At 43.8% G+C, this 23,956-nt stretch carries 22 protein-coding genes; 11 read left to right on the top strand and 11 right to left on the bottom strand.

From position 1 onward, the window contains the following. Positions 1–8: 8 nt before the first annotated feature. Positions 9–650, bottom strand: a complete 642-nt coding sequence (locus R7P64_RS01300) for a MarC family protein (protein WP_005374889.1) — start codon at positions 648–650, stop codon at positions 9–11. Between the two features lie 194 nt (positions 651–844). Here R7P64_RS01300 and nfsA point away from each other — a divergent pair, with 194 nt between their 5' ends. Continuing rightward, on the top strand, positions 845–1,567 hold the full coding sequence (gene nfsA / locus R7P64_RS01295) for an oxygen-insensitive NADPH nitroreductase (RefSeq protein ID WP_213973086.1): 723 nt from the start codon (positions 845–847) through the stop codon (positions 1,565–1,567). Positions 1,568–1,636: 69 nt separating this feature from the next. Here nfsA and R7P64_RS01290 read toward each other — a convergent pair whose 3' ends face one another. Further along, positions 1,637–2,530, bottom strand: a complete 894-nt coding sequence (locus tag R7P64_RS01290; protein WP_031780904.1) for a hypothetical protein — start codon at positions 2,528–2,530, stop codon at positions 1,637–1,639. Positions 2,531–2,988: 458 nt separating this feature from the next. Between R7P64_RS01290 and R7P64_RS01285 the strand changes: the two genes are divergently transcribed. The 3 genes from R7P64_RS01285 to R7P64_RS01275 all read left to right on the top strand — a co-directional run bounded on the left by R7P64_RS01285 (position 2,989) and on the right by R7P64_RS01275 (position 6,896). After that, positions 2,989–4,107 (top strand): polysaccharide export protein, encoded by a 1,119-nt coding sequence (locus tag R7P64_RS01285; RefSeq protein WP_017820139.1) that lies wholly within the window; start codon positions 2,989–2,991, stop codon positions 4,105–4,107. A gap of 128 nt (positions 4,108–4,235) precedes the next feature. After that, the gene (locus R7P64_RS01280) at positions 4,236–4,676 is read left to right on the top strand and encodes a phosphotyrosine protein phosphatase (protein WP_017820138.1); all 441 of its coding nucleotides are present in this window, start codon (positions 4,236–4,238) and stop codon (positions 4,674–4,676) included. A 51-nt stretch (positions 4,677–4,727) separates the two neighbouring features. After that, positions 4,728–6,896 (top strand): polysaccharide biosynthesis tyrosine autokinase, encoded by a 2,169-nt coding sequence (locus R7P64_RS01275; protein ID WP_318118648.1) that lies wholly within the window; start codon positions 4,728–4,730, stop codon positions 6,894–6,896. 65 nt (positions 6,897–6,961) lie between these two features. Here R7P64_RS01275 and R7P64_RS01270 read toward each other — a convergent pair whose 3' ends face one another. Next, on the bottom strand, positions 6,962–7,333 hold the full coding sequence (locus R7P64_RS01270; protein WP_318118718.1) for a hypothetical protein: 372 nt from the start codon (positions 7,331–7,333) through the stop codon (positions 6,962–6,964). Between the two features lie 7 nt (positions 7,334–7,340). Then, complete coding sequence (locus R7P64_RS01265; RefSeq protein WP_021484133.1) at positions 7,341–7,649, bottom strand: monooxygenase; 309 nt, start codon at positions 7,647–7,649, stop codon at positions 7,341–7,343. A 110-nt stretch (positions 7,650–7,759) separates the two neighbouring features. On the opposite strand from R7P64_RS01265, the gene R7P64_RS01260 reads away from it, so the two are divergent. From R7P64_RS01260 to R7P64_RS01240, 5 genes are all read left to right on the top strand, one after another. Beyond that, a complete protein-coding gene (locus tag R7P64_RS01260) occupies positions 7,760–8,650 on the top strand; it encodes a LysR family transcriptional regulator (RefSeq protein ID WP_318118646.1) in 891 nt (296 codons plus the stop codon). A 280-nt stretch (positions 8,651–8,930) separates the two neighbouring features. Beyond that, positions 8,931–10,196: a DUF1835 domain-containing protein gene (locus tag R7P64_RS01255; protein WP_318123067.1), complete on the top strand. Its 1,266-nt coding sequence runs from the start codon at positions 8,931–8,933 to the stop codon at positions 10,194–10,196. A 389-nt stretch (positions 10,197–10,585) separates the two neighbouring features. Further along, positions 10,586–11,890: a dicarboxylate/amino acid:cation symporter gene (locus R7P64_RS01250; RefSeq protein WP_064354964.1), complete on the top strand. Its 1,305-nt coding sequence runs from the start codon at positions 10,586–10,588 to the stop codon at positions 11,888–11,890. 403 nt (positions 11,891–12,293) lie between these two features. Next, complete coding sequence (locus R7P64_RS01245; protein WP_232284613.1) at positions 12,294–12,767, top strand: DUF6795 domain-containing protein; 474 nt, start codon at positions 12,294–12,296, stop codon at positions 12,765–12,767. Further along, the gene (locus R7P64_RS01240) at positions 12,767–13,960 is read left to right on the top strand and encodes a lipase family protein (RefSeq protein ID WP_064354965.1); all 1,194 of its coding nucleotides are present in this window, start codon (positions 12,767–12,769) and stop codon (positions 13,958–13,960) included. The genes R7P64_RS01245 and R7P64_RS01240 overlap by 1 nt, the downstream gene beginning before the upstream one ends. A 9-nt stretch (positions 13,961–13,969) precedes the next feature. Here R7P64_RS01240 and R7P64_RS01235 read toward each other — a convergent pair whose 3' ends face one another. From R7P64_RS01235 to R7P64_RS01220, 4 genes are all read right to left on the bottom strand, one after another. After that, positions 13,970–14,344, bottom strand: a complete 375-nt coding sequence (locus R7P64_RS01235; RefSeq protein WP_064354966.1) for a YkvA family protein — start codon at positions 14,342–14,344, stop codon at positions 13,970–13,972. A 211-nt stretch (positions 14,345–14,555) separates the two neighbouring features. Then, positions 14,556–15,680: a M20 family metallopeptidase gene (locus R7P64_RS01230; RefSeq protein ID WP_318123066.1), complete on the bottom strand. Its 1,125-nt coding sequence runs from the start codon at positions 15,678–15,680 to the stop codon at positions 14,556–14,558. A gap of 9 nt (positions 15,681–15,689) precedes the next feature. Continuing rightward, complete coding sequence (locus R7P64_RS01225) at positions 15,690–16,157, bottom strand: YjiG family protein (RefSeq protein ID WP_005374849.1); 468 nt, start codon at positions 16,155–16,157, stop codon at positions 15,690–15,692. Beyond that, positions 16,157–16,894 carry a nucleoside recognition domain-containing protein gene (locus R7P64_RS01220; RefSeq protein WP_005374846.1) on the bottom strand — a complete coding sequence of 246 codons (738 nt, stop codon included), beginning with the start codon at positions 16,892–16,894 and terminating at the stop codon, positions 16,157–16,159. Before R7P64_RS01220 ends, R7P64_RS01225 begins: the two co-directional genes overlap by 1 nt. 448 nt (positions 16,895–17,342) lie before the next feature. Here R7P64_RS01220 and R7P64_RS01215 point away from each other — a divergent pair, with 448 nt between their 5' ends. Both R7P64_RS01215 and R7P64_RS01210 read left to right on the top strand, forming a co-directional pair. After that, entirely contained in the window at positions 17,343–17,630 is a 288-nt protein-coding gene (locus R7P64_RS01215; protein ID WP_049872671.1) for a hypothetical protein, read from the top strand. Positions 17,631–17,726: 96 nt separating this feature from the next. Further along, entirely contained in the window at positions 17,727–18,443 is a 717-nt protein-coding gene (locus tag R7P64_RS01210; RefSeq protein WP_005384623.1) for a DsbA family protein, read from the top strand. Between the two features lie 69 nt (positions 18,444–18,512). Here R7P64_RS01210 and R7P64_RS01205 read toward each other — a convergent pair whose 3' ends face one another. The 3 genes from R7P64_RS01205 to glgB form a co-directional block, all read right to left on the bottom strand. After that, entirely contained in the window at positions 18,513–20,573 is a 2,061-nt protein-coding gene (locus R7P64_RS01205) for an alpha-amylase (protein ID WP_222712124.1), read from the bottom strand. Between the two features lie 180 nt (positions 20,574–20,753). Continuing rightward, positions 20,754–21,431, bottom strand: coding sequence for a monofunctional biosynthetic peptidoglycan transglycosylase (gene mtgA, locus R7P64_RS01200; RefSeq protein ID WP_151515271.1), 678 nt, complete (start codon positions 21,429–21,431; stop codon positions 20,754–20,756). A gap of 151 nt (positions 21,432–21,582) precedes the next feature. Next, a complete protein-coding gene (gene glgB / locus R7P64_RS01195) occupies positions 21,583–23,826 on the bottom strand; it encodes a 1,4-alpha-glucan branching protein GlgB (protein ID WP_318123211.1) in 2,244 nt (747 codons plus the stop codon). Positions 23,827–23,956: the final 130 nt, after the last annotated feature.

The following is a 23,956-nucleotide window of genomic DNA, read 5'->3' as shown; positions in this document are numbered from 1 at the left end:
AGAGAAATCTAGGAGAAAACCGTTTTATAGGCTTCGCCCGCGCCATCAATGAACATTTGAGTACCAATAACCGCTAGAATTAAGCCCATCATTTTAGTCACAACATTTAGAGCACTTGGTCCAACCGCTTTGACCAATTTGTCTCCAAATAAAAACAGTACATAGGTGATCACACACAGGACAGCGAAAGAAACGATAGTAATAATGGTTTGATCGAAACCACCCGCTGTCGCAAAGTTCATCGCGGTAGCAATCGTTCCAGGCCCAGCTAATATTGGCATCGCCAGTGGAGACACAGCAATACTCAATGCCGCCCGTTGCTGAGCTGGTGAATACGCCTTCTCTTTGGTTTTCTGATGCGTCGAATCACCTTGAAGCATGTTAAAACCTATCAAAAACACCAAAATACCGCCTGTTATTCGCAATGCATAAAGCGTGATACCAAACAAATCAAAAATTAACTTACCGGCAATAGAAAATATCGCGATGATAATAAATGCAATAAAAACCGAGCGAAGCGCAATGGAACGGATGGTTTCTTTATCTTCATCAGCAGTTAAACTCAAAAAGATGGGAATATTGGCGATAGGGTTCATGATGGCAAAGAAGCCCATAAACACCGTAACTGTATGAACAATGAGTTCTTTCATATTTTCCACTGCATTTAAATTATTGATTCTAAAAACAGTATATACGCTCTCAAACAGAACGAGTGGTGTATTCTCGATTCGTCTTCACACTTATGCACCAAGCATTGTTTTTCTTTTGAGATAGTTTACCGACTCATCAAATGTCGCTAAGGTGAGTCTTCAGCCTTTAACGTAACAGGGGATGTTAAGTCACCATGAACAGCACGATTCAAACAATTCTCAATCACCGCTCAATTCGAAAATTCACCTCACAACCGATTGAGAGTGAACAATTAGATGCCATTCTTCAAGCCGGCCTTGCGGCGTCCTCATCAAGCATGTTGCAAGTCGTTTCAATTATCCGCGTGACCAACAAAGAAAAACGTACGCTATTAGCTCAATATGCCGGAAATCAAGGGTACGTAGAAAGCGCGGCTGAGTTTTTGGTGTTTTGCATTGATTACCAACGCCACGCCAGTATCAACCCAGATGTTCAAGCTGATTTTACCGAGTTAACGCTAATAGGCGCTGTAGACTCGGGCATCATGGCACAAAATTGCTTGCTTGCGGCGGAGTCGATGGGACTAGGAGGTGTGTATATTGGTGGTTTACGAAACAATGCCCAAAAAGTAGACGAATTATTAGGTTTACCTAAAAATACCGCCATTTTATTTGGTATGTGTCTTGGTCATCCAGATCAAGCCCCTGAAGTAAAACCTCGCCTACCTAAGCATGTCGTGGTGCATGAAAATCAGTATCAAGACCTAAGCTTGGATGATATTCAGACGTATGACCAAACTATGCAAAACTACTATGCAAACCGTTCGAGCAATCAAAAACAGAGTACTTGGTCGCAAGAAGTCACCAGTAAACTGGCTGGGGAATCACGTCCGCATATCCTGCCTTACTTAAACAGTAAAGGACTCACTAAAAGGTGATGACCACAATACGATAGGATCAAAAAAGGCCTCTGAAGAGGCCTTTAGAATTTATCAGCAAAAACTTGCTTAGTTACCGCCTGTCGCGCCAGTGCCTGGACCCGGTGGATCTTCAGGTTCAATTGGCTCACCGACTTCCGCATCTGGAATTTGTGGTACGTCAGGTTCGATATCTTCTAATGGAATGTCGTTATCGATAGCCTCTTGTACATCAGCAACAACTTTCTGAGTATCTTCAGCTGGAATCGTTACGTAGATAACGTCACCTGAATCATTCTCAGGATAATTTGGGTTCGCCGCGATTACATCTTCTGTTATTGCTTTTGCAGCAACAGCTACAGCTTCAGGCGAAGCTGTTGGGTTCGCTTTGATGATGTCTGATACAACGTTTGCTGTTGCAACTAGCTGAGTAGCAAGTGCGCTGTTACCACCCTCACTGCCAAGTCCTGCTACTACAGATTCTGTATCACGAAGGATTTCGTCAACTGTTTTACCACTTGCATTGATATCGATACCCAAATTCTCGAATACTTTTTCAGCGATATCAGAAGAGTATACTTCACCATCTTTTAAAGAGTTAGCAACCAAAGTCGTAAATGGAGAGCCTGTTACCAATGAATCCGCCTGGGCTAGGCCTTGAGGGATTTTGTAGTCAGATGTAATAGGTTTGCCATTTGACGCGTCTTTACTATCTTCTGTGTGCGTTAATACGAAAGCACAATCACCTGGCGCATTTACAACGTTGATATTTTCAAAACGCGCTTTACCAACCATACCTTCATAGTTTGTTGTATTTTCAATCGCGTCGTATGTCTCACCACCACATACTGCTTGAACTTTCATGCCGATAACAGCTGGGTCATAAGCCTGAACTGAGTATCTTTTTACCTCAGGGTCGCTGTCACTACCACAACCTGCTAGTAGGACTGCTGCCACACTTGCCGTTAAAAGTTTGATTTTCAAAATTAGCTCCAATATTTGTTGTTATATCCGACCGCAACAGGAAGCATAACGGCAGTTGCATATAGTGTAAATAGGATGCATACAACTTTGGCATGAGTTTTTTCACATTCTTGCCTGTTTGCTTGTGCAAAATCATGCATTCATCTCAATAACGTTAAATAGACACAATTTTGTCATGTATTCGTCAGTATTTTTTCAAGTAACTTGTTGCCTTTATTGCAACCAGATGGATAATAGTTGACTATTTTTTGTGGGTCGGATTTTCACACCTTCATTAATGAAACTAAGAGCTCTAAGTCGCTAGCAGCCATTTGGAGTGTTTATTACACAAATAATTCTGAATGGACTCGCTTTCTAAAGGCTTAAAACTGCAGTAAATCATCAATATTGATGAAATGCAGTTCAATTAGAATGAATCAATTTCAGTCGGCAAACTTTCTTTCGGTAGTTATAAACCAATGAACACATTTAATAAATTTTTGGGGATATCAGTACTTCCTATCCTTCTTACAGGGTGTACTTTGCCTGGTAGCCACCTTTCGGTCAGTGACAAAACAGTCATGAGCACTGAATCGAGTGATATAGAGTCTCAGGTTACCGTTTATCCCTTAACTTTGGAGCGCGTAACGTCTTTAAATTCAGTGGACCCTTTTTCAAAACCAAACCCAGAGTTAGATATTGAAATCGCAAAATATGAATACGAAGTAGGACCTGGCGATATCCTAAATATCACTATTTGGGATCACCCAGAGCTAACGATCCCAGCGGGCTCATACCGAAGCTCAGCCGAAGCGGGTAACTGGGTGCATTCGGATGGCACGATCTTCTACCCTTACATAGGTGTCGTACATGTTGAAGGCAAAAACGTACGTCAGATTCGTGCAGACATTGCAAGCCGCCTTGCAAAATACATTGAGAGCCCACAGGTCGATGTAAGCGTTGCGGCATTTCGCTCTAAAAAGACTTATGTAACTGGCGAAGTTAACAAGCCAGGACAACAACCAATTACAAACATCCCCCTTACACTTCTAGATGCTGTGAATAGAGCTGGCGGACTGGCTGCCGAGGCTGATTGGCGTAATGCGACACTGACACGCAATGGCGTTGTTGAAAACGTCTCTTTGTATGCTCTGATGCAACAAGGCGATTTAACTCAAAACCGCCTTCTAAAGCCTGGCGATATTGTTCATATTCCTCGAAACGATGCGCAAAAAGTATTTGTTATGGGCGAGGTTAACGATCCGAAATTACTCAAAATTGATCGTAGCGGCATGAGCCTTACTGAGGCTCTTAGCAGCGTTGGTGGTATCAGTGAAATCTCCGCAGATGCTACCGGTGTGTTTGTCATCAGACGTTCAAAAGAAGAAGCTAAAATGGCGGACATTTATCAGCTAGATGTTTCTGACGCTTCTGCTTTGGTGATTGGTACTGAGTTTGATCTCAACCCTTACGACATAGTCTATGTGACGGCTGCACCTGTTAGTCGTTGGAATCGTGTGATTGCTCAGCTCGTTCCAACCATTTCCGGCTTTAATGAACTAACTGAAGGTGTACTACGAGTACGCACTTGGCCGTAAAACAACGTGCCGCAAGAAATTATCTCTTGCGGCACGTAATCGATAGCTACTCAGCTCAATTGCGCAATATAAAGAAGCCAGCAATTCAGTTGAGATCATAAGCATACAACTTAAAGTAGGGTAAGCATTTGTTTTCTAATATTCTTGTCGTCTGTGTCGGTAATATTTGCCGCTCTCCAACAGGAGAGCGGCTTTTGCAGTCTTTACTACCAAACAAACATGTCGCATCAGCAGGAATCGCAGTAGATAAGAGCCATCTAACGGGAAAAGCTGCTGACGAGATGGCAACCACTATCGCGAACGAACATGGCGTAAGCTTAGATGGACACGAAGCACGACAATTAACACCTGAGCTTTGCGCTCAATACGATCTGATATTGGTTATGGAAAAAGGTCATTTAGAAGCCTTAACCAAAATCGCTCCTGAGGCACGAGGTAAAACTATGCTGTTTGGACAGTGGATAAATGAACAAAACATCCCTGATCCATACAGACAAAGTAGAGAAGCTTTCGAACATGCATATACGCTTATAGAAAAAGCAGCAAAAGCGTGGTCTCAAAAACTATAAGCCGCAAGGCTAAATAAACGCCAATGGCAAGGTATTTAAGAAGTTAAAGTAATGACAACACAAACTATTAAGCAATCACGTCAAGCCGACGATGAGATCGATTTGGGAAAGTTATTTGGGATCATTCTCGATGCCAAATGGCTCATTCTATGTACCGTAGTCCTATTTTCAATTATAGGCGTCGGCGTTGCCATTCTATCAACACCTATCTATAAAGCTGACGCTCTTATCCAAATCGAAAGTAAGAGTTCAGGTGGTATTTCAGCGATGGTTGGTGATATGGGAGAGCTGTTTTCAGCAGAATCATCAGCGACAACAGAAATAGAGATCATCAAATCTCGTATGATCTTGGGCGGTACTGTTGATAAGTTCAACTTAACGACTGTCGTTTCTCCAAACTACATGCCAATTATTGGTAAAGGCCTAGCTCGACTACAAGGTGAGCAAATCAGTCTGAGCGTTTCACGATTTAATGCTCCTTCTTACGCAGTTGGCGTTCCTTTAACTCTTGAAGTTATTGATTCTGAAAAACAGACGTTCAGGCTCTTAGAAGATGACAATAACGTCATTTTAGAAGGTAAAGTAGGTGAACTGCTTGAGAAGAATGGATACCAATTTTTGGCGACTGAACTTGTGGCTCAAACTGGTGACTCATTCACGGTCAGCAAAATCAGTAAATTAGATGCAATTAATAAACTTCAAGAAAACTTATCGATTAGCGAACGTGGTAAGCAAACCGGGATTATATCTTTAAGCTTCTCTGGTGAAGACCGCGCTAAGATTCAAGATATCTTGAACGACATTAGCCAAAACTACTTCTTACAAAACGTTCAAAGAAATTCTGCAGAGGCCGAGCAAAGCCTCGAGTTCTTGAAAGGTCACCTCCCAGACATCAAAACAAAACTGACCGCTTCTGAAGACGTTTTAAATCGATTCCGTCAAGAAAATGAATCTATCGATTTAGGCCTTGAAGCTCAGTCAACGCTGAAAGTAATGGTTGAGTTAGAAGCACAGCTAAATGAGCTTACATTCAAAGAAAGTGAGATCAGCCAACGCTTCACACAGGATCACCCAGCTTATAAGTCGCTACTTGATAAACGTGAAACACTACTAAAAGAGAAAGAACGTCTTAATAAACAAGTTCAAAAGTTACCGAAAACACAGCGTGAAGTTCTACGTATGACACGCGATGTAGAAGTAAACCAACAAATCTACATCCAACTATTGAACAAGGTTCAAGAGCTCAACATTATTAAAGCCGGAACAGTTGGCAACGTTCGAATCTTAGATAACGCTCAATCTTTCTCTAAGCCAATTAAGCCGAAAAAAGCGCTTATCGTTGTGCTAGCAACACTGCTTGGCGGTATGGCAGGCGTTGCTTTCGTATTAATTCGTGCAGCATTCCACCGTGGTGTGGAAACACCAGATCAAATTGAACAGATTGGCATGCCAGTTTACGCAAGCGTTCCAAAATCTATTCAACAACTGGAATTTGCAAACAAGCTTAAGCGCAACAAAGGCAGCAACAATGAGCTAGTCCTTCTAGCGGAAGCTAACCCAGCCGATCTTTCCATTGAGGCTCTACGTAGTCTTCGCACTAGCTTGCACTTTGCAATGATGGAAGCGAAGAATAACGTTCTTATGATTTCAGGTCCTGCACCATCTATCGGCAAAACATTTGTATCGACCAACTTTGCGGCCGTCGCTGCGAAAACCGGTCAGAAAGTGCTGCTTATTGATGCGGATATGCGTAAAGGTTATTTGCAGCAATGCTTCGGTCTACGTTGGGACAACGGTCTTTCTGATTACTTGAGCGGTAAGACATCCCTTAGCAACATCATTAAATCTACATCCATTGATAATTTAGATGTTGTGACTCGCGGCCAAGTACCACCAAATCCGTCAGAACTTCTTATGCACCCTCGCTTCAAGAGCTTTGTTGACGAGATGTCTGCACAATACGATCTAGTCATCATCGATACGCCGCCTGTACTCGCAGTTACCGACCCAAGCATTGTTGGCGCGCTTGCAGGAACAACTCTGATGGTCGCTCGTTTTGATCAAACGACTTTGAAGGAGATTGAAGTCGCGCAAGGTCGCTTCGAGCAATCAGGCGTTGAAGTTAAAGGTATGATTCTCAATGCAGTTGAGAAAAAAGCATCTAACTCATACGGCTATGGATACGGCTACTATAACTACGCGTACAAAAGCGAATCATAACTTGAATTTAGATCGCTAATTAAACCAAATATGACAAAGCCCTGCTAGAAACAGCAGGGCTTTTTCTATTGCACTCTTAATTGCTTGTACGTAATCAAACTAAGCAAGACAAAGAATATTGGGTCACTCCAACCACAACCGACAAATACTCCGATAATGCCGGCATAGGTAGTAATCACTGCCCCTAAGCCATTAGTAATCAATAATGCTTTAAACAGCTGTTTCGCAGTATGCCCTGATTCCACATCACGTAGCATCAAACTCACCGCAGCGATTCCACCTAAAAAGATCGATGTATGTTGCGATAAAAACAGCGCGTATTGGTCGTTGATTTGTACGCCATACATCGGCCACATCATGGTTGGTACAAAAAACAACGCAAAAGCGAATACCGTATATATGACACCATGAACGGTTAGAAAAGTGCGGTTGGTCATCATCTCCTTATCCTCCAATAGGCCCTTGATTAATCGTCGTTAACGGCACATTGATATCGAAGATTTGACCTCGTACTTCGACTACGCCCATTTTTCGTAAGCGTGCGGCATGCATTTCGAGATAAGCTTGCGCCGTGGCTTCATCTTCAAAAAGATAGATACCACCACCGAGTTTGTCTTTTTCGCTTTCCGTCCAAATTTTCCAAATCATACCCGGCTCTTGGTTAATTGACTGAGCTAAGTCGACCAGAGCATTCGACATCTCTTCACCAAACGGACCATGAAATTCAAAATCAACTTGCAGTAATTTCGCCATCTTGAGTCTCCTCTTCTTAATTGACTCGCTTTCGATGACAAGATTATTACCTTTATAAAACTGACAAAAAAGTTCATAATTTTGCCATTAACTGTCTAAAAAATTGACTCATGAGACTAAAAACGACCTTAGAACAATGGCAAACGCTACAAGCGATTGATCAAAAAGGCAGCATTCAATCCGCAGCTTTGCTGCTCAACAAGAGCCATACCACATTAATCTACTCGGTGAGGAAGTTGGAAGACCAACTTGGTATTCAACTTATCGAAGTACGAGGGCGCAAAGCAGGTTTGACTGAGCACGGCAAAACCATACTGCGTCGTGCACAATCCATGCTTGAACAAGCGCGGGAACTGGAAGTCATCAGCGAGCAGTTAAAAAGTGGGGTGGAATCTCAAATCACGGTCGCAGTAGATCATCTTTGTGACCCTTGTTGGCTTTATGCACCACTCAGTCAATTTTTGGAGGACAACAACACGACCTCCGTTCAAGTGGTTGAAACGTCACTGAGCAAAACAACCGAAATGGTCGTAAATGAGCTCGCTGACATCGCAATCATCAACTTACCGATAACCAACTACCCTGCCGAAGCGTTTGGCGTAACAACCATGCTGCCTGTAATCGCAGCACACCATCCACTCGCTAAAAATCCGCATGTTTCCATCGACGATTTTGCAACCACCAGCCAAATTGTCATCCGTGACTTAGGCGATTCAGACAAAACGAAAAGAGATGTGGGTTGGTTACGCGCACGTCAGCGTATTACCGTCGATAACTTCGACCACGCTTTTCACGCCGTAGAGCAAGGCGCTGGATTTTGTCGGCTACCAGCGCACTTAGTCGCAGCCCGCAAGAGCGATAAAATTAACGTATTGGAGATCGAACACTCCCATCAATATCAAGTTGCGCTGCACCTCACTTTGCCCAAAGGAGCCAAAAGTGGTCCTGCGACTCAAGCGCTTTATCGTACTTTACTCAAAAGTGTAGAAACTCGAGCCTAGCGACAGTGGTATTGAGTTGAATCGCTAGTGTTATCGCCTATTGATTCTCCCTAAATATAGAGAAACGGCCATTTTGTGACGCTACACTCTCACAAAAGGTTGCACGAAGGATAGCGACCACCTACTATCACTCTGCTCATGCCTAAAGCACCCAACACTCGCGGAAAGAACTCGGTTCACGGCAATATCCTCACCTGCTTGGTTTAGCAGGCACAATCTGTTTTTACCTTCTTTTTAGCTTCTATTTAGGCGAGTGTGGAAGAAATAAGAAAGGTAAAATATGAACTCTACAAATAGCTTCTCGATCAATATCAATCAGCAAAAATCCATTGCTAAAAAAAGGCTCAAAGCTATCCGCCTATACGATAACGCTACGTTGGAGTTAGTTAAGCGATTTCACTCCAAACCAGAATCTTTGGCTCCCAATACAATTCAATTGGCTGACGTTCAACATGCACTCGCAAGAGAACTGGGCTTATCCAGTTGGAGTAAACTAAAAGCTCATGTCGAAGAGCTAGAAGCGCACAAACTAGCCATCAAAGAACAAAAACCGCCCCTAGATGCAAAAGTAAAAACGCTACACGTTCGTTGTGGCCACGACATTCAACAACAACTTAAAGCCAGCGGATTTGAAGGGACATTTTTAGCCCTGATCGATCCGCTTTGTATTGGCCCCATACCAGCAACACCGCAGAACTTCCTTGCCATTCGTGCCCAATATGTCGTAGAGACTCTGCTGCCCGTGATGAAGCGTGAAGACTCGGTTCAAGATATAGTCACATTGGAACAATCAAACCTCGATCTGTTGCAAAATGATGTATTTGAACGAATCGTCTTTTGGGTCGAACATGACAGTTATGATCAATTGATGCTAATTCGTGCTCTAACACAGTTAGAGAATGTAGAGAATAAAGTGATAGAGATCATTGAGTTGAACCAGTTCCCGGGCACTGAACGATTCATCGGCTTTGGGCAGTTGCCTGAAGAAGCTATTCGTTCTTGTTGGCGATATCGTAAACCCGTATCTGCTAAGTTATTGAGCCAAGCAAAGCAGTGTTGGCAAGCAGTGTCATGTTCCTCACCAAAAGCTATCGTCAGTTTGATAGAGCAACATCAACTGGATTGCTTACCCAATATACTCGACGTGCTTAAACGCCATTTGCAAGAGTTACCTAATTCACAAACTGGATTGAGCTTGACACAACACCTCGCACTAAAGGTTTTGAGCTCGCAAAATCGTTCAATTCCCATCAAAGATTGGTTTGAGCAATATCAACAACTAGAACCTCTTCCTTACCTAGGAGACGTGATGTTTTACGCGTTACTCCTCCCTCTAGCACAGTGTCAAACACCTTTGATCACGATTGAGTCACGTGAAAGGCACTGGTGGGAACAAAGCGTCCGTATCACTGAGGCTGGCAAGCAGTGTTTGGAAGGCTTAATACGAGCGAAACAATGCTATTGGGTTGGAGGGATTAAAAATACCAGTCAAAGTTATTGGAGCTGGGATCACCTCCAACTAACTACACTTGCCAACCATCATTGAGTTGACAAATATGAAAGCATAAAGGGTTCGTTGGCTCTGATGAACACTCAATACTAAATTATCCCTAAAGAAGCGACCGCTAGTCTGAATACAACTTAAATAGTTATGCAGAAATGCATCCACTCAAAGAGAGTATGCACTCTATCTCTTATTAGAATTTATTGTAAATCCTCTTTGTTATCGGTTGTATATTCGATAAAAGTGTTAAAATACAAACTTTTTATCCAGGCAATTCGTTAATATTTGGTTAAAATCCCATTTTTATTAGTGATAAAGTTCACATCTATTAACCATTTAGAGGATTATTCTTTCGTATTTTCTCACTCCGCTGCTAATCTGCTCGCCGCTTTGAAGTGAACTCAAGGTGCATAACTATAAGGAGTGTTCTCATGAATACCAAGAAACCGATGTCGCTTACCAGCCGCGTAATTTTAGGTATGGTTGCGGGTATCTTGACAGGATTTGCAATTCGCACACTTTTTGCCGACAACGGATTTGTCGACGCATACATTGTTAATGGATTATTCGAAGTTGGTGGACAGATCTTCGTTGCCAGCTTAAAAATGCTTGTTGTACCGCTAGTATTTGTTTCGTTAGTTTGTGGTACTAGCTCTCTCAAAGACCTCTCTACACTGGGTCGCATGGGCGGTAAAACCCTCGCTTTCTACGTTACGACAACGGCTATCGCGATTACGCTTGCTCTAACTATGGGTACTCTATTCCAGCCAGGGGCAGGGGCAGATCTAACGGCAGCAAGTTCATTCAAATCAGCCGAAGCGCCATCTTTAGGTCAGGTGATCATCGATATGTTCCCGACCAACCCAATCAGCGCAATGGCAGAAGGTAAAACTCTGCAAGTTATCGTGTTCGCCGTGCTATTCGGTATCGCGATCAGTGCAGCGGGTAAACCAGGCGAACGCATCGCAGCATTCTTCTCTGATCTGAATGAAGTGATCATGAAACTGGTCGCGATTTTGATGAACTTGGCGCCTTATGGGGTGTTCTTCTTAATGGCGAAGCTATTTACTGGTCTTGGTCTGGGCGCGATCGTCAATCTGGCAGAGTACTTCTTAGTACTGGCTGGTACGCTTGTCCTACACGGTCTAGTTACTTACAGCTTAATGTTAAAAGGTTTCACAGGTCTAAACCCAATTACGTTCCTACGCAAGATGGAAGACGCGATCATGTTTGCTTTTTCTACAGCATCATCGAACGCGACGATTCCAGTGACAATGGAAACAGCAAAGCACCGCATGGGTGTTGAGAACCGTGTATCATCGTTCACAGTACCACTTGGTGCAACCGTGAACATGGACGGTACGGCGATCATGCAAGGCGTAGCAACTGCGTTTATTGCTCAAGCTTTCAATATTGATTTAACTATGGGCGATTACCTAATGGTTATCATGACGGCAACTCTGGCGTCTATCGGTACCGCAGGTGTTCCTGGTGTGGGTCTTGTCATGCTTGCTATGGTATTGAACCAAGTTGGTCTGCCGCTTGAAGGTATCGCGCTCATCATGGGTGTTGACCGTCTTCTTGATATGATTCGTACCGCGGTAAATATCACTGGTGACAGTGCAGTAACCGTCATCGTTGCGAAATCAGAAGGCGCATTGGATCAAGCTCGCTTCAACGACCCAATGGCAGGCGTTGCCGAAGAAGAAGTGCACCTGAAGCGCACGGAAGCATAAACCCTTCCAAGTTAAATTATCCTGTCTAAGCAAAAACCACCTTACTCTAAGGTGGTTTTTTGTTTCCAATTAACCCGAAATCAAAAAGGTTTAGATAAAACTCTCGTCCCCCGAGGTTGTTTCAATTACTAATCGGTAAGTAGTTAGATTCTATATTAGTTCATCTACAGGGTTAAGATAACTCGCCTATGTTTATCACTTTGAAAATGATATAAGGGACATTTTCATCATATAGAGATACAAATTCCATTATCAAATTAAAGTTCAAAACCAAATCGCGATAGATAGTAGTCTGATAATTAAGTTGGTACTAAGATACATACATCATAATTTCATGTTTAAAAATAGTCTTTTTTTATTCATATTCTCATTTCCAATACTTGCATTAGGTTTCAACGAAAGTATGTTCGATTTTTTTAAGAAATTTAAATATACATTAAGCCCAGAGATAAAAGGTACTTTAGTTCTTGACCAAAGACCTCTAAAAAATTTAACCGTTTACTTAGAAGCTAATTTTTTAAAGAATGCTTACAAAAGGAGTTCAATTACTAATGAGTTAGGTGAATTTCACTTTAAGCCAGTCATACATTCTCAAAGGTTTAAAGAATCAGCTTTGAATCAAACATATTCATATATCGGAATATATACCTATATAAATGAAGAAAAGAAGTACATTTGGGAGTCTCAGTTAAGCTACGTTTCACCGCCTATATTTATAAAAGATAACTTAAATAACCTTTACTGTGAGCTTAAAAATAAAGAATTCCGATATTTTTTCAAAAATATCAATCTAGAAAGTGCTCGAGATCTAATGGTTATTAGCAACTGCAATTTAAATGGATTTTTATATAAAACAGAGTTTACGGAGGATACATAATGCCGTCTTTAACACCAAAACTTGCATCAGAGATCGCGAACATACCGTATGGAGTATACCAGGGACAAGGGAGACTAGCGTTTAGGGGACAAGGAGGTTTTGAAAAACACTTTGCATTTTCGCAGCAAGATGTTTTTAGTGGCCGAACTGGAGGCATCACAGGATTAGATCGTATACCATTGTTTAGAAAAGTGGTACCTGGTGTAATGAGAACATCTGAAGCATTTGCGGTAATTGGTATTGGGAAAGGAAAATATAAGGGAGATTTAGTAATTTCCATTAGAGGGACGCAAAACGCCAATGATTGGGTAACCAACCTAAATGTCGGCCTTAAAGGCTCTCCAAATGGCTCTATCGCTCATGCTGGATTTATTAATTCATTTTCAAGTATCAAACCAAGCATAAAACAATATTTACAGCAATGCCAAAATTTACCTAACCGTATTCATTGTGTTGGGCATAGCTTAGGAGGAGCTCTGGCTTCATTATGTTCTGATTGGCTGAGAGAAGAATATTCATTAAGAGTGAATTTATATACTTTTGGCGCACCTAGAGTTGGTTTAGAACAATATTCCCGTAAATCTAGTAAAAGCAACGACAAAGTATACCGCTGTACTCACGGCGCAGATCCTGTGCCTAAAGTACCTGTCTGGCCATTTATTCATGCTCCACATAATGGCGATGAGTACCGCTTAGACGCTAGTACTGGCTTTAATTTAAATGCTCATAGTATGTCTAGCGAAACAAGCTTAGGGTATTTAGATAATGCTAACTCCGAAACGTGGGGAGCAATAAAAGTCAGATCTAACAAGTACTTGTATACACCTACTAGATTTAAGTTTGAGCACAGAAACCAAGCATCATTTACAGAATATTGGTCAGAAAGAATTCAAGCAGCATTAATAACCTTATTAAAAGATACTGGCTTGTTTGCAGCAATAGCAGCCCAAGCCACAGTATCTACTGGAATGACATTTTATGATATACTCGCCAGAAATATAGAAAAAGTAGCTAAAGCTTCTAAAGTAAGAGAATCACAAGTCAAAGGGCTGTTAGGCCATATGCTGGTGTTTATTGGAAAACCAGTAACAGCAATTGAAGATATGTCTGCAAAGTTTATTAGAAACGTTTTTCTTATGGTATTTGGAAAACTTTATCGAGCAGCACAAATGGCTATTAGTGCTGTAAAATAAACTTTCAACTTAATCAGACATCGAATTCAGTTTTTCTCTGGCTTGTGCTTCGTGTTCTTTAGTGATGGCATTACCGACTGAGTTCGCGGCTAAGGTAAGTGCCGCCATATCATCGGTAAAACCGACGCCAGCTAGTACGTCTGGCACCATATCTGTTGGTAGGACGAAGTAAGCCAGCGCGCCACCTAGTATAGCCTTGTGGCGAACGGCGGTGTTGGAATCTGTCATCGCGAGCCATGATTTAATGCCCATTACGGCAATTTCTTCACCCGCTTTCTTAACCGACCCTTTCATTTTTCGCCAGAATGTTTTCTCATCTGGCGCTTGCATCGTTTGATCTTTGGCGTCTTTCGGCGCCGATTTTACAGACATTGTTGTGGTCATCGTTGCCTCCGAAATTTATGACTATGTCCAACATATTAATAAATCGAACCTGAACGCAAGATTAATAACAAGAAATGATAGTAAAGTGAAACACAGATAGAAAAATCCCCAAACCGAAGTCCGGGGATTATTGCCTTGGAAACAAAAAGTTTTGCAAACCAAAAGGTTGAAGCCAAAAGCTTTGGGAACCAAGCTTTAAAAGCAGAATGCCCTATTGAGCAATCTTCTCCAATACACGCATCAGCATTTTGATACGTGGTTCGATAGACTCAAGCAACAAGTACTCTTGGTCACTGTGGAAACCTGCACCGATAGGTCCTAGACCATCCAAAGTTGGAACGCCAAGAATTGCCGTATTGTTTGCATCAGAGCCGCCACCCACTTCTTTCCAGTTGATGTCAATAGACAGTTCACTTGCTGCTTCTTCAACTAATGCCATCAAGCTTTCAGTTTGCGTGCTTGGCACCATAGAGGGTTTGTAAGCTTCACGAACCAACTCGATGCTAACGCCATCAACGAATGGTGTTTCCAGCATGCCGTTTAGCTTGCTATCGACATCATCGTATTCTTCATTACTCCAGAAACGCACATCCACGATCGCTTCAGCGTGCTCCGGGACGATGTTCGCACTGTTGCCGCCAGAAACAATACCGACGTTCAACGTGGTACCAGATTCAAAGTTGGTCATTGCATTGACTGCTAGAATCCAATTCGCCATCTCAGTGATTGCGCTGCGGCCATTCTCTGGCTCGTTACCAGCGTGAGCTGCAACGCCATTAAAGGTCATTTTGTAGCGAGCCATGCCTTTGCGCGCTTTCACTAAACCACCGTCTGCACGTGCTGCTTCTACAACCAGTACATTCTTAGCGTTTTTCGCTACTGATTGAATCCAATCCACAGAGTTCAGAGAGCCCGTTTCTTCATCTGGGTTCATGCAGATAGCGATAGACAGCTTATCCAACACCGCTTGGTCTAGGTTGCGCATCGCGTATACGATGTTCAGCAAGCCAGATTTCATGTCCGAGACGCCCGGACCGTAAGCTTTCTCTGCATCTTGAGACATTGGTCGAAGCTCAGCGGTACCCACAGGGAACACGGTATCCATGTGACCAATCAGCATCACGTCGATTTGCTCAGCTTCCGGCTTGTTTCGAACTTCAAGACCGATGCCCGCTTTGCCACAGTCGATGCGCTTTACGCTCCAACCTGACATCGCTTGGTACTTCTCTTCAAATTGAGAAGCGATAAACTCGATACCATCAGTCGTGTAAGTGCCACAATCCACATTGATCAGCGGACGTAGCTCTTCTAGATATTCATTTAGAGAGAATTGCATGACTCACTCCTAGACAAACAGATTCATCACCAGCATTGCGCCAAACGCGTTCAATACTGAGATTGCAATCATAACTGGGATGTAACGACCTTCAGTACCGATTGGGCCCATGATACGACCCATGTACTGAACTTGAGAGCCCATAAGGTAGATGGCAGGCGCTAGAATCGCAATGTGCGTGCCGTTAAGGATACCTTGGTCAAACAGCGTGATAACCACACCCACTGCGCCACCCATCGACATCCAAGCACCGATCAATACCGCTGCAGCTTCACCCGGAAGACCAAACACCGCCATGATTGGAGAAAACACAGTGCCCATCAGATCCAACGCGCCAGTGATTTGCAGCGCTTTGATGATTACGAACGCCATCAATACGTTAGGCACCGTAGAGGTAGTCGCAATCACCCAACCTTTCTTAGCACCTTCGACGAAGATATCCGTCACCATTGGTTTTTTCGCTTTAACGTCACCCATTATGCCGTCTCCTCTTTTAAGTTCTCTGATTTGTTTTGGTCTTGCTTGTCTTCTTTACCTTCCGTCATGTTCAGGTAGATACGGAACAGGTTCGCGCCGATGATCTTAAATGCGAACATCACCACAACTGCTAAACCAATAGAAGACGTTACTGCTAGAGAGCCGTCAGCCATCGTCAGTGTGAACAGCACAGCACCCGATGAGAAGAAGTTCACGATGGTTGCACCTGCAGTGAACTGGAACATGGTAAATACGTCCGTTTCACGCTTAGTTAGGTGACCTTCATCTTTTAGCTGACGCGTCATTGCCGCACCTGCATCGGTACTTTGTAGAGAAGCAATTAAAGCCAGACCAGAGTTACCAGGGATGCCCATTAGAGGACGTAGAAGAGGAGTAAGAAGCTTACGAGCTGCTTCAAGTGCACCGTAGTGCTCAAGTACGTTGATCATACCTAAGGCGAACATAACAGTTGGAATCAAAGTAAGTGCGAAAATGAAACCGTCGCGAGCACCGCTACCACCAGTACCGCGAAGCGACGTTGTTGCAACTTGCACACCGTCAGCCGTTTCGGTGACACCATACGCCACCTTGCCGAAAGAGCCATTGAGCGTTGTAAAATCGAATACACCGTACCATTCGCTAGATTGCATCAGGCCAGAAAAGAACACAACCGCAAACGCCAGAGCAACGTAGCACCCCAGTGTAACTTTACGCTCAGTTTGAACAGGAATTTTCATAACATTACCTACACATGTGGAACTTAACACATATGTTCACCTGAATAATGTGCTAGAGAGATGATCAAAATCAATCCGCCTGCCGAACATTATCGCGACTCAGTTATGAAGTTTTGTTTTATGATTCCAATCACAATTGAAAGATAATAAAAATTTGTGCTAACAATTAGGTATATTAATCTATGTCGATAGCTCACGACTTCTTCATCAACTCAACAAATGATTCTGACGAATATTGCTTTCTACAACATTCATGACGTACTTCATACTTTGGCATTGAGGCAATATCGATTAACTCGAAAGTAACATTCAGCCACGAAATTTAGGTTAGGATGGCCCGGTCATATGTAAACGGTATAAACCAGAATTAACAGGACTATACGACCCATTGTTACGCTCACAATATAAAATAGCCAAATGGACACTCGCCCTCGTGCTTTGGGTGGTGATGATATGCTTAAGCCAAAATTCTGGTTTCTCGAAAAGCTGCCCGAAGGCTCACCAAATACAGAGTCAGCAAGATGAGAGTGTGAATTTATCACCATCTTGCGACCTTTCAGAAAAGCTGGTTCAAGCGTACCAACATCAGTTTGATCATATTCTTATTCCATTTTTTCTGTTTGCTTTGATTGTGGCGCTGCCGATGACAACCACAGCAATTCGTTATCTGGAATACACAGAACCGATACCGGAAAAGTATCGGGTTCACCTAAAACTTTGCGTGTTTAGAGAATAAAGCCAGCAAGGCGAGAGACCTTTCTGCCTGACTTTTGTACATATTTTATTCACTTCACATAACAAACAACGAAATTTAAAAGTTTTAGGAAATATTATGACATTCACTCGTACACTTTTGGCGTTAACGATGGCTATCGTATCTGCCGTATCTTTCGCATCAGAAAAGACCGCAGAACAAAAGCTAGAGGAAGTTAATCAGATACTAAAAGATAACCCTCAAATTCTTGATTCATTGCACCAAAACCTTCAAGAGTACATTGCGTATCAACAGTCATTTGGCGACACCTTGAAGGAGGTTCGTCAATATCTAAGTGATGGCAAACATTCCTCTTTTGGTGCTGAAAACCCTGAGTTAACCATTATTAACGTAACAGACTACAGCTGCCCTTTTTGTAAACGTTTAGAAGGAGAGCTGGTCAAAGTTGGTAAGGAATATCCGCAGGTAAAAGTGCTTAACCTCAATGTCTCTTTTAAAGAACAATACGAGAAAAACGGCTACAACTCGGCAAGTTACGCATTAAATGTTTGGCAAAACCAGCGAGATAAGTACGAACAAGTGCATGAATTATTGGTGAAAAAACCGGGCGCACATGACGCACGTTCCTTAAATCAAATCGCGAAAAAAACGGGGACAGAAGCGCAGCTTGTCGACGACAAAGAGACCAAGGCGTTGCTTGATAAAAACTATCAGTATTTCACGCAACTTGGTTTACGCGGCACGCCTGCGTTGATCATTAATGATCAAGTCATTCCTGGCTATGTGCCGTTTGACGAGCTAGAAAAAGTTATCGACCAAGAACTGGCGAACTAATACAACAAAGCCCTTCCCTGATAACTCAAGGAAGGGCTTTTTCTATCTAGGCTTAAAACGAAGTTCTAACTACTTGTCGCGACCCACAAACGCCACAACGACTTTGTCATTGCCAAGCGAGCGAGAGAACACGTACGCGCCTTCTTGTTCAATTACTTGATGCTGACCTGCACCAATCGCTGGGTGCGCTTTACGGAACTGACCAAGAGTTTGCCAGTGTTTGAGCAGCGCTTGCTTCTCATCAGATAGCTTCCATACCATATCAGAACGAGTGCCTTGGTGGAAATCGTCCGCGTAAGGACCAATGTTACGACCAACTTCATCACCATAATAAACCTGAACAGCACCAGGACTCAGAAGCAGTGCATTCGCGGCGTTACGCTGCATACCGTAATCTTTGAAGCGAGAGAAGAACAGCTCGGTATCGTGAGAAGACATGTAGCTCACAGGGTTAAAGTCTTTCTCATTGGCGATAGTGTCCGCATAGCTTTGGTAAGTGTCTGCCATTTGGCTGAAACACGCCGCGCCTTTATCTAATTTCTTCTGCATGTCGAAGTTAATCAACGCATCAAAGCCATCGTCAAAGTAAGGGCTGCGATAAGCGGTATGTCCCCATACTTCACCCATCATCCAGAATGGCTGACCTGACTTACCGTTCTCTTTACGCCACTGCTCAAGGCTGCTTGATGCCTCTTCTTTCAAGCGTTTCCACACATCGCCTTCAACGTGCTTCACCGTGTCGACACGGTAACCATCAATACCAAAGCGTTTCACCCAATCAGTTTGCCACTCAATTAGGTAGTCCGAGACGGTGTAATTATCACGCGCCTCAACGCGAGTGCCAGGGTTATCCAATAGCCATTGAGCTGGCTTCACGGCTTTGTCTGATTCAGTGATAAAGTCAGGCAAACCCGCCAATGACATGGTGATATCACTGCTGCCCGGAGCTGGGTATCCCGGTAGACCTGTTCTTACCCAGTCACCGCCCCACCATTTCGCCCAGTTTGGACTCTGGTAATCAATATTCTGGTGGTAGCTATGCCAATTTTCACCCGCTTTTGGTTGCCAATCCCCCCACTTCTTAGGTAGTTCTGCGTTTGGTTTTAACACCTCAATACCATCAAATTGCAAATCGGCTAACGTTGAGTAACCGGTGTGGTTGATTACTGCGTCCATCAATACTTTAAGGTCACGTTTGTGTGCCTCTTCCACCAGCTTTTTCAGGTCATCTTCGTTACCGAAGTTCTCATCAATCTTGGTGAAATCACGCGTCCAGTAACCGTGGTAAGCGTAGAATGGGAATGAGCCGCTATCGCCGCCACCCACAAAACCATGTACTTGCTCAACGATTGGCGATAACCAAATCGCATCGGTACCTAGGCTATTGATGTAATCTAGCTTTTCGATCACGCCTTTTAGGTCACCGCCGTGGAAGGTGCCGATCTCTTCTTTGCCGTCTTTCTTACGCCCATAGCTGTTGTCATTGCTGGTATCGGCGTTGTTGAAACGGTCAACCATCACGAAGTAAATGTTGGCATTGCGGTAATCAAACGGCACTGCTTCTTTGGTTTTCTTCACTGGCTCTAGTAGCACCAAACCGCCGGAATCTTTGCTCGGCGTCAGCGATACTTGCTGATCTTTTACTTCGACCATCTGCCCAGAGTAAGCATCACGCAACTTGGTGCCATCGGGGAAACTGTCACCCAGCGCAATGGTGACTTCGCCGCCTTGATAAACCTCACATTGCACTTGTGGGATTGGGCGTTTGAATTCTGTCTTGGCGGCTTTCTTAGGTTCACGCTTGAAGCGCAATGTTTTCGCTTCCGCATCAAAAGCAAAAGAGTAATCGCCAGTAAAGCGGATTTTTAATGGCAGTTCTGTTGGCTTTCCACAGTTCAGCGCGATAGGTTTGTTGAATTTGACCTTTTGACCGTCAGGCGCGACACAGTCGCCTTCAACACCCGTGATTTTGAGCGTATAGCCATCTTTGGTTAATGGCACAACCAAAGGCTGCTCTGCACTTAACGGAAAGTCACGGCTGTTGGTCGTGGTAGAAATGGTGATGTTTGGCTCGGCGATGGCACTTGCCGATGCAAGCAATAAGGTAGTCGTAATCAGATTCAGTTTCATCGTTCAGTCCATTGGTTGCGCATAGGCGCAGTATTCGTGTTGTATTTTTATTCACACTAATAGTAAATGGATGAAAAACTGAGCACATCATTCTGAAAGGCTACGCCCTAAAGCTTGTGACGCTTCACATTTTATTGATATAGGGGCGTAGTTCTATTTAAGTGCAATAGATTGAGGGAGTTAAAGTTGCACGCTGCCAAGATTGCTCATTTGATTCATCGCCCATCTTGTGCGGCGAGCAGTGTACTCACTTTGTGGGTAGACTTTGATTCGATATGGGTTTGGCAACACCACGGCTAAACGCGCTGCTTGCCACTTCGAGAGTTGCTTTGCACTGACACCAAAGTAATTCTGCGCCGCTGCTTCGGCTCCGTAAATACCGGGACCAAATTCAACCACATTTAGATACACTTCTAGAATACGCTCTTTACTCCACATCAGCTCCATCAGTAAGGCAAAGTAAAGCTCGTAAGCCTTGCGAACGTAGGAGTGAGAAGGAAACAAAAACACATTTTTCGCAGCCTGTTGGGTAATAGTGCTCGCGCCTCTCGACGGACCATTATCACCAGCCTCGGAAATCACGTCGAATAGCGATTCGAAATCGACACCATAATGATGAGGGAATTTTTGATCTTCGGTCGCAATCACCGCTAACTGCATATTTTTTGAAATGCGCGACAAGGATACCCATTCGTGTTGACTATTGTCTGGATAGTTCTTTGGTGGCGCAACAATGCGGCTTAACTTCCATCCCCATATTGGTGGATCGACATATTTCACCAAACCAACCAAAACGACTGGGGCGATCAGCAATATCAACACCATTTTAAATAGAAATGACTTAAGCCTTTTCAACATGTGTAGTTCCCCAATGCATTAGCGATTGATGATAAACAAACCCGTGAGCTTGCCTGATTCAATCAAGAACAACAAGTTTTAGAGGTAAAAAATAGGTCAAAAAAAGCCCGATTTACAATGTAAAACGGGCTTAGAATTTGATTAGACTAAATTATTTGTGCAGCTTGTAGAACACGGTTGAAAGTGGAGGCAAACGAAGCTCAAGTGATTGAGGCAGTGATTCACTTTCAACTTTTTCCGTTTTCACACTGGTCAGCACTTTAAAATCGCTGCCGCCGTATTTGCTATCGTCTGTATTCAGTAGCAGTTCGTATTGACCTGCATTTGGAACGCCTAAACGAAAGCGCTCGTGTGGTACGGGCGTAAAGTTGGTGATGATCAGAATACGCTCACCTTCTTTACTAATACGCTCGTGCGCTAGGATGCTCGCATCCGCTTCGTCTTGTAGACGCCACTCAAAACCAGCAGGAACACAATCTTGATCGTGCATCGCCGCTTCATTTCGGTACAAGTGGTTCAAATCTCGCATCAGCTTTTGGACACCTTGATGACGCTCATATTCCAGTAAGAACCATTGCAACTGATCATCGTGGTTCCACTCCGCCGTTTGGCCAATTTCCGCGCCCATAAAGTTCAGCTTTTTGCCCGGTTGACCATACATATAACCGTAGTATGCACGTAGGTTTGCGGTTTGCTGCCATTCATCACCTGGCATCTTGTTATGGATAGAGCCTTTTCCGTACACCACCTCATCGTGAGAGAGAGACAAGACGTAGTTTTCGCTGTGCGCATAAACCAGCGGGAAGGTGATGGTATTGTGGTGGTATTTGCGGTGAACAGGATCTTCTTTGATGTATGAAAGACTGTCGTGCATCCACCCCATATTCCACTTGAAGCCAAAGCCTAAACCACCCATAAAGGTTGGCGCAGACACACCCGGAAACGCCGTTGACTCTTCCGCAATCGTCATCGCATTCGGGAAGTGCTTGTACACTTCTTCGTTCATCCATTTTAAGGTTGCGATTGCGTCGTAGTTTTCGTTGCCACCATCAACGTTCGGGACCCACTGATCGTGGCTACGTGAATAATCGAGATAGAGCATCGACGCAACAGCATCGACACGAATGCCATCAATATGGAATTGTTCAAACCAGTACAGCGCATTCGAGACAAGGAAGCGACGTACATGTTCACGACCGAGATCGTAAATGTAGGAATTCCAATCTTGGTGCCAACCGCGACGAGGATCTGGATCATGGAACAGAGGCGTACCATCAAAGTTCACTAAACCGTGGTCATCCGATGGGAAGTGTGCTGGTACCCAATCCAGCACCACACCGATACCAGCTTGGTGACACGCATCCACGAAGAATTTGAAATCATCCGGAGAGCCGTAACGGCTAGTTGGCGCAAATAAGCCAACGGGTTGATAGCCCCATGAACCATAGAATGGATGCTCAGACACAGGCATCAGCTCAACGTGGGTGTAGCCCATATCCACAAGGTATGGCACCAACTGCTCCGCGAGTTCGCGGTAGTTGAGGAAATCACCGTTCTCGTCGCGCTTCCATGATCCAGCATGCAGCTCATAAAACGATAACGCTTCATCACGCTTTTGTGTCACTGCGCGGTTTTGCCATTTCGCATCTTGCCATTGGTAACGCTTGTGATCGTAGGTAATGGATGCGAACGATGGGTATTGCTCAGAGTAGAAACCCCAAGGGTCTTGTTTGTGTGGCAGCCCTTCCCCATTTGGCCCTTTGAGCTCAAATTTGTATTGTACCCCCTCTTCCAAACCAGGAATGAATAGGCCCCAGATACCGTAGTCTAGGCGTTGCATTGGATGACGACGGCCATCCCATTGGTTGAAGCAACCCACAAGGCTAACAGCAGATGCATGTGGTGCATAAACAAGGAAACGCACACCAGAGATGTTTTCACCGCCACGTTCTAGCGTGACAAAGTGTGCGCCCATGTAGTGATACATGTCTTTTGGCGTATGCAGATGCTCGTACTCTTGGTAGATATTGTGGTACTGGTACGGGTCATCAATAATTTGTTCAACACCATTCCAATCGACCGCTAAACGGTAGTGGGTCAGGTGTAAATCGCGTTGCTCTTTTAAGATGAAACCGCTGTCGCCATCACGCTCAAGCGCCACGCGAGGTTCACCATTAACAAGCAGTTCAACCTTGTTTGCGCCCGGCATCCAAACTCTCAGCGAAGCTTCGTCGTCAATGAATGGACCCAGCGCCGCAAATGGATCTGAGTAAGCCGCCTCAGCAAGCAGTTCGTATGCGCGTTCGTGTTGTTTCTTTATTTTCTTGGTTTTGGTGGTTTTCAAATCTTTCTCCCTAGAGCCAACATCCTTTTCAAGACCAGAGATCTGAATCAAACATCGGTTTCTCCACAGCCAACGTTGTGAACTCACAAAAAGACTCCGCTTCTCACGTTCGTTGCGTAAACGGCGTCAAAATACAAAAATGCCCGCTATTGTCGCGGGCATAATAACGGTACTTCATCCT

Origin of the sequence: Vibrio sp. 2304 (genome assembly GCF_033339475.1) — a bacterium.
Lineage (GTDB): Bacteria > Pseudomonadota > Gammaproteobacteria > Enterobacterales > Vibrionaceae > Vibrio > Vibrio alginolyticus.
Note: the sequence above shows the minus strand (reverse complement) of the source record. Positions and strands in the feature narration are given on the sequence as shown.

Excerpts from the sequence above, each read along its gene's own strand:
- R7P64_RS01220 (WP_005374846.1), bottom strand. The coding sequence starts at position 16,894 with ATGAAAATTCCTGTTCAAACTGAGCGTAAAGTTACACTGGGGTGCTAC.
- R7P64_RS01235 (WP_064354966.1), bottom strand. The coding sequence starts at position 14,344 with ATGACCACAACAATGTCTGTAAAATCGGCGCCGAAAGACGCCAAAGAT.
- R7P64_RS01205 (WP_222712124.1), bottom strand. The coding sequence starts at position 20,573 with ATGAAACTGAATCTGATTACGACTACCTTATTGCTTGCATCGGCAAGT.
- R7P64_RS01245 (WP_232284613.1), top strand. The coding sequence starts at position 12,294 with ATGTTCGATTTTTTTAAGAAATTTAAATATACATTAAGCCCAGAGATA.
- R7P64_RS01275 (WP_318118648.1), top strand. The coding sequence starts at position 4,728 with ATGACAACACAAACTATTAAGCAATCACGTCAAGCCGACGATGAGATC.
- R7P64_RS01240 (WP_064354965.1), top strand. The coding sequence starts at position 12,767 with ATGCCGTCTTTAACACCAAAACTTGCATCAGAGATCGCGAACATACCG.
- R7P64_RS01300 (WP_005374889.1), bottom strand. The coding sequence starts at position 650 with ATGAAAGAACTCATTGTTCATACAGTTACGGTGTTTATGGGCTTCTTT.
- R7P64_RS01215 (WP_049872671.1), top strand. The coding sequence starts at position 17,343 with ATGATATGCTTAAGCCAAAATTCTGGTTTCTCGAAAAGCTGCCCGAAG.
- mtgA (WP_151515271.1), bottom strand. The coding sequence starts at position 21,431 with ATGTTGAAAAGGCTTAAGTCATTTCTATTTAAAATGGTGTTGATATTG.
- R7P64_RS01285 (WP_017820139.1), top strand. The coding sequence starts at position 2,989 with ATGAACACATTTAATAAATTTTTGGGGATATCAGTACTTCCTATCCTT.
- R7P64_RS01255 (WP_318123067.1), top strand. The coding sequence starts at position 8,931 with ATGAACTCTACAAATAGCTTCTCGATCAATATCAATCAGCAAAAATCC.
- R7P64_RS01230 (WP_318123066.1), bottom strand. The coding sequence starts at position 15,680 with ATGCAATTCTCTCTAAATGAATATCTAGAAGAGCTACGTCCGCTGATC.
- R7P64_RS01270 (WP_318118718.1), bottom strand. The coding sequence starts at position 7,333 with ATGACCAACCGCACTTTTCTAACCGTTCATGGTGTCATATATACGGTA.
- R7P64_RS01265 (WP_021484133.1), bottom strand. The coding sequence starts at position 7,649 with ATGGCGAAATTACTGCAAGTTGATTTTGAATTTCATGGTCCGTTTGGT.
- R7P64_RS01210 (WP_005384623.1), top strand. The coding sequence starts at position 17,727 with ATGACATTCACTCGTACACTTTTGGCGTTAACGATGGCTATCGTATCT.
- nfsA (WP_213973086.1), top strand. The coding sequence starts at position 845 with ATGAACAGCACGATTCAAACAATTCTCAATCACCGCTCAATTCGAAAA.
- R7P64_RS01250 (WP_064354964.1), top strand. The coding sequence starts at position 10,586 with ATGAATACCAAGAAACCGATGTCGCTTACCAGCCGCGTAATTTTAGGT.
- R7P64_RS01225 (WP_005374849.1), bottom strand. The coding sequence starts at position 16,157 with ATGGGTGACGTTAAAGCGAAAAAACCAATGGTGACGGATATCTTCGTC.
- R7P64_RS01260 (WP_318118646.1), top strand. The coding sequence starts at position 7,760 with ATGAGACTAAAAACGACCTTAGAACAATGGCAAACGCTACAAGCGATT.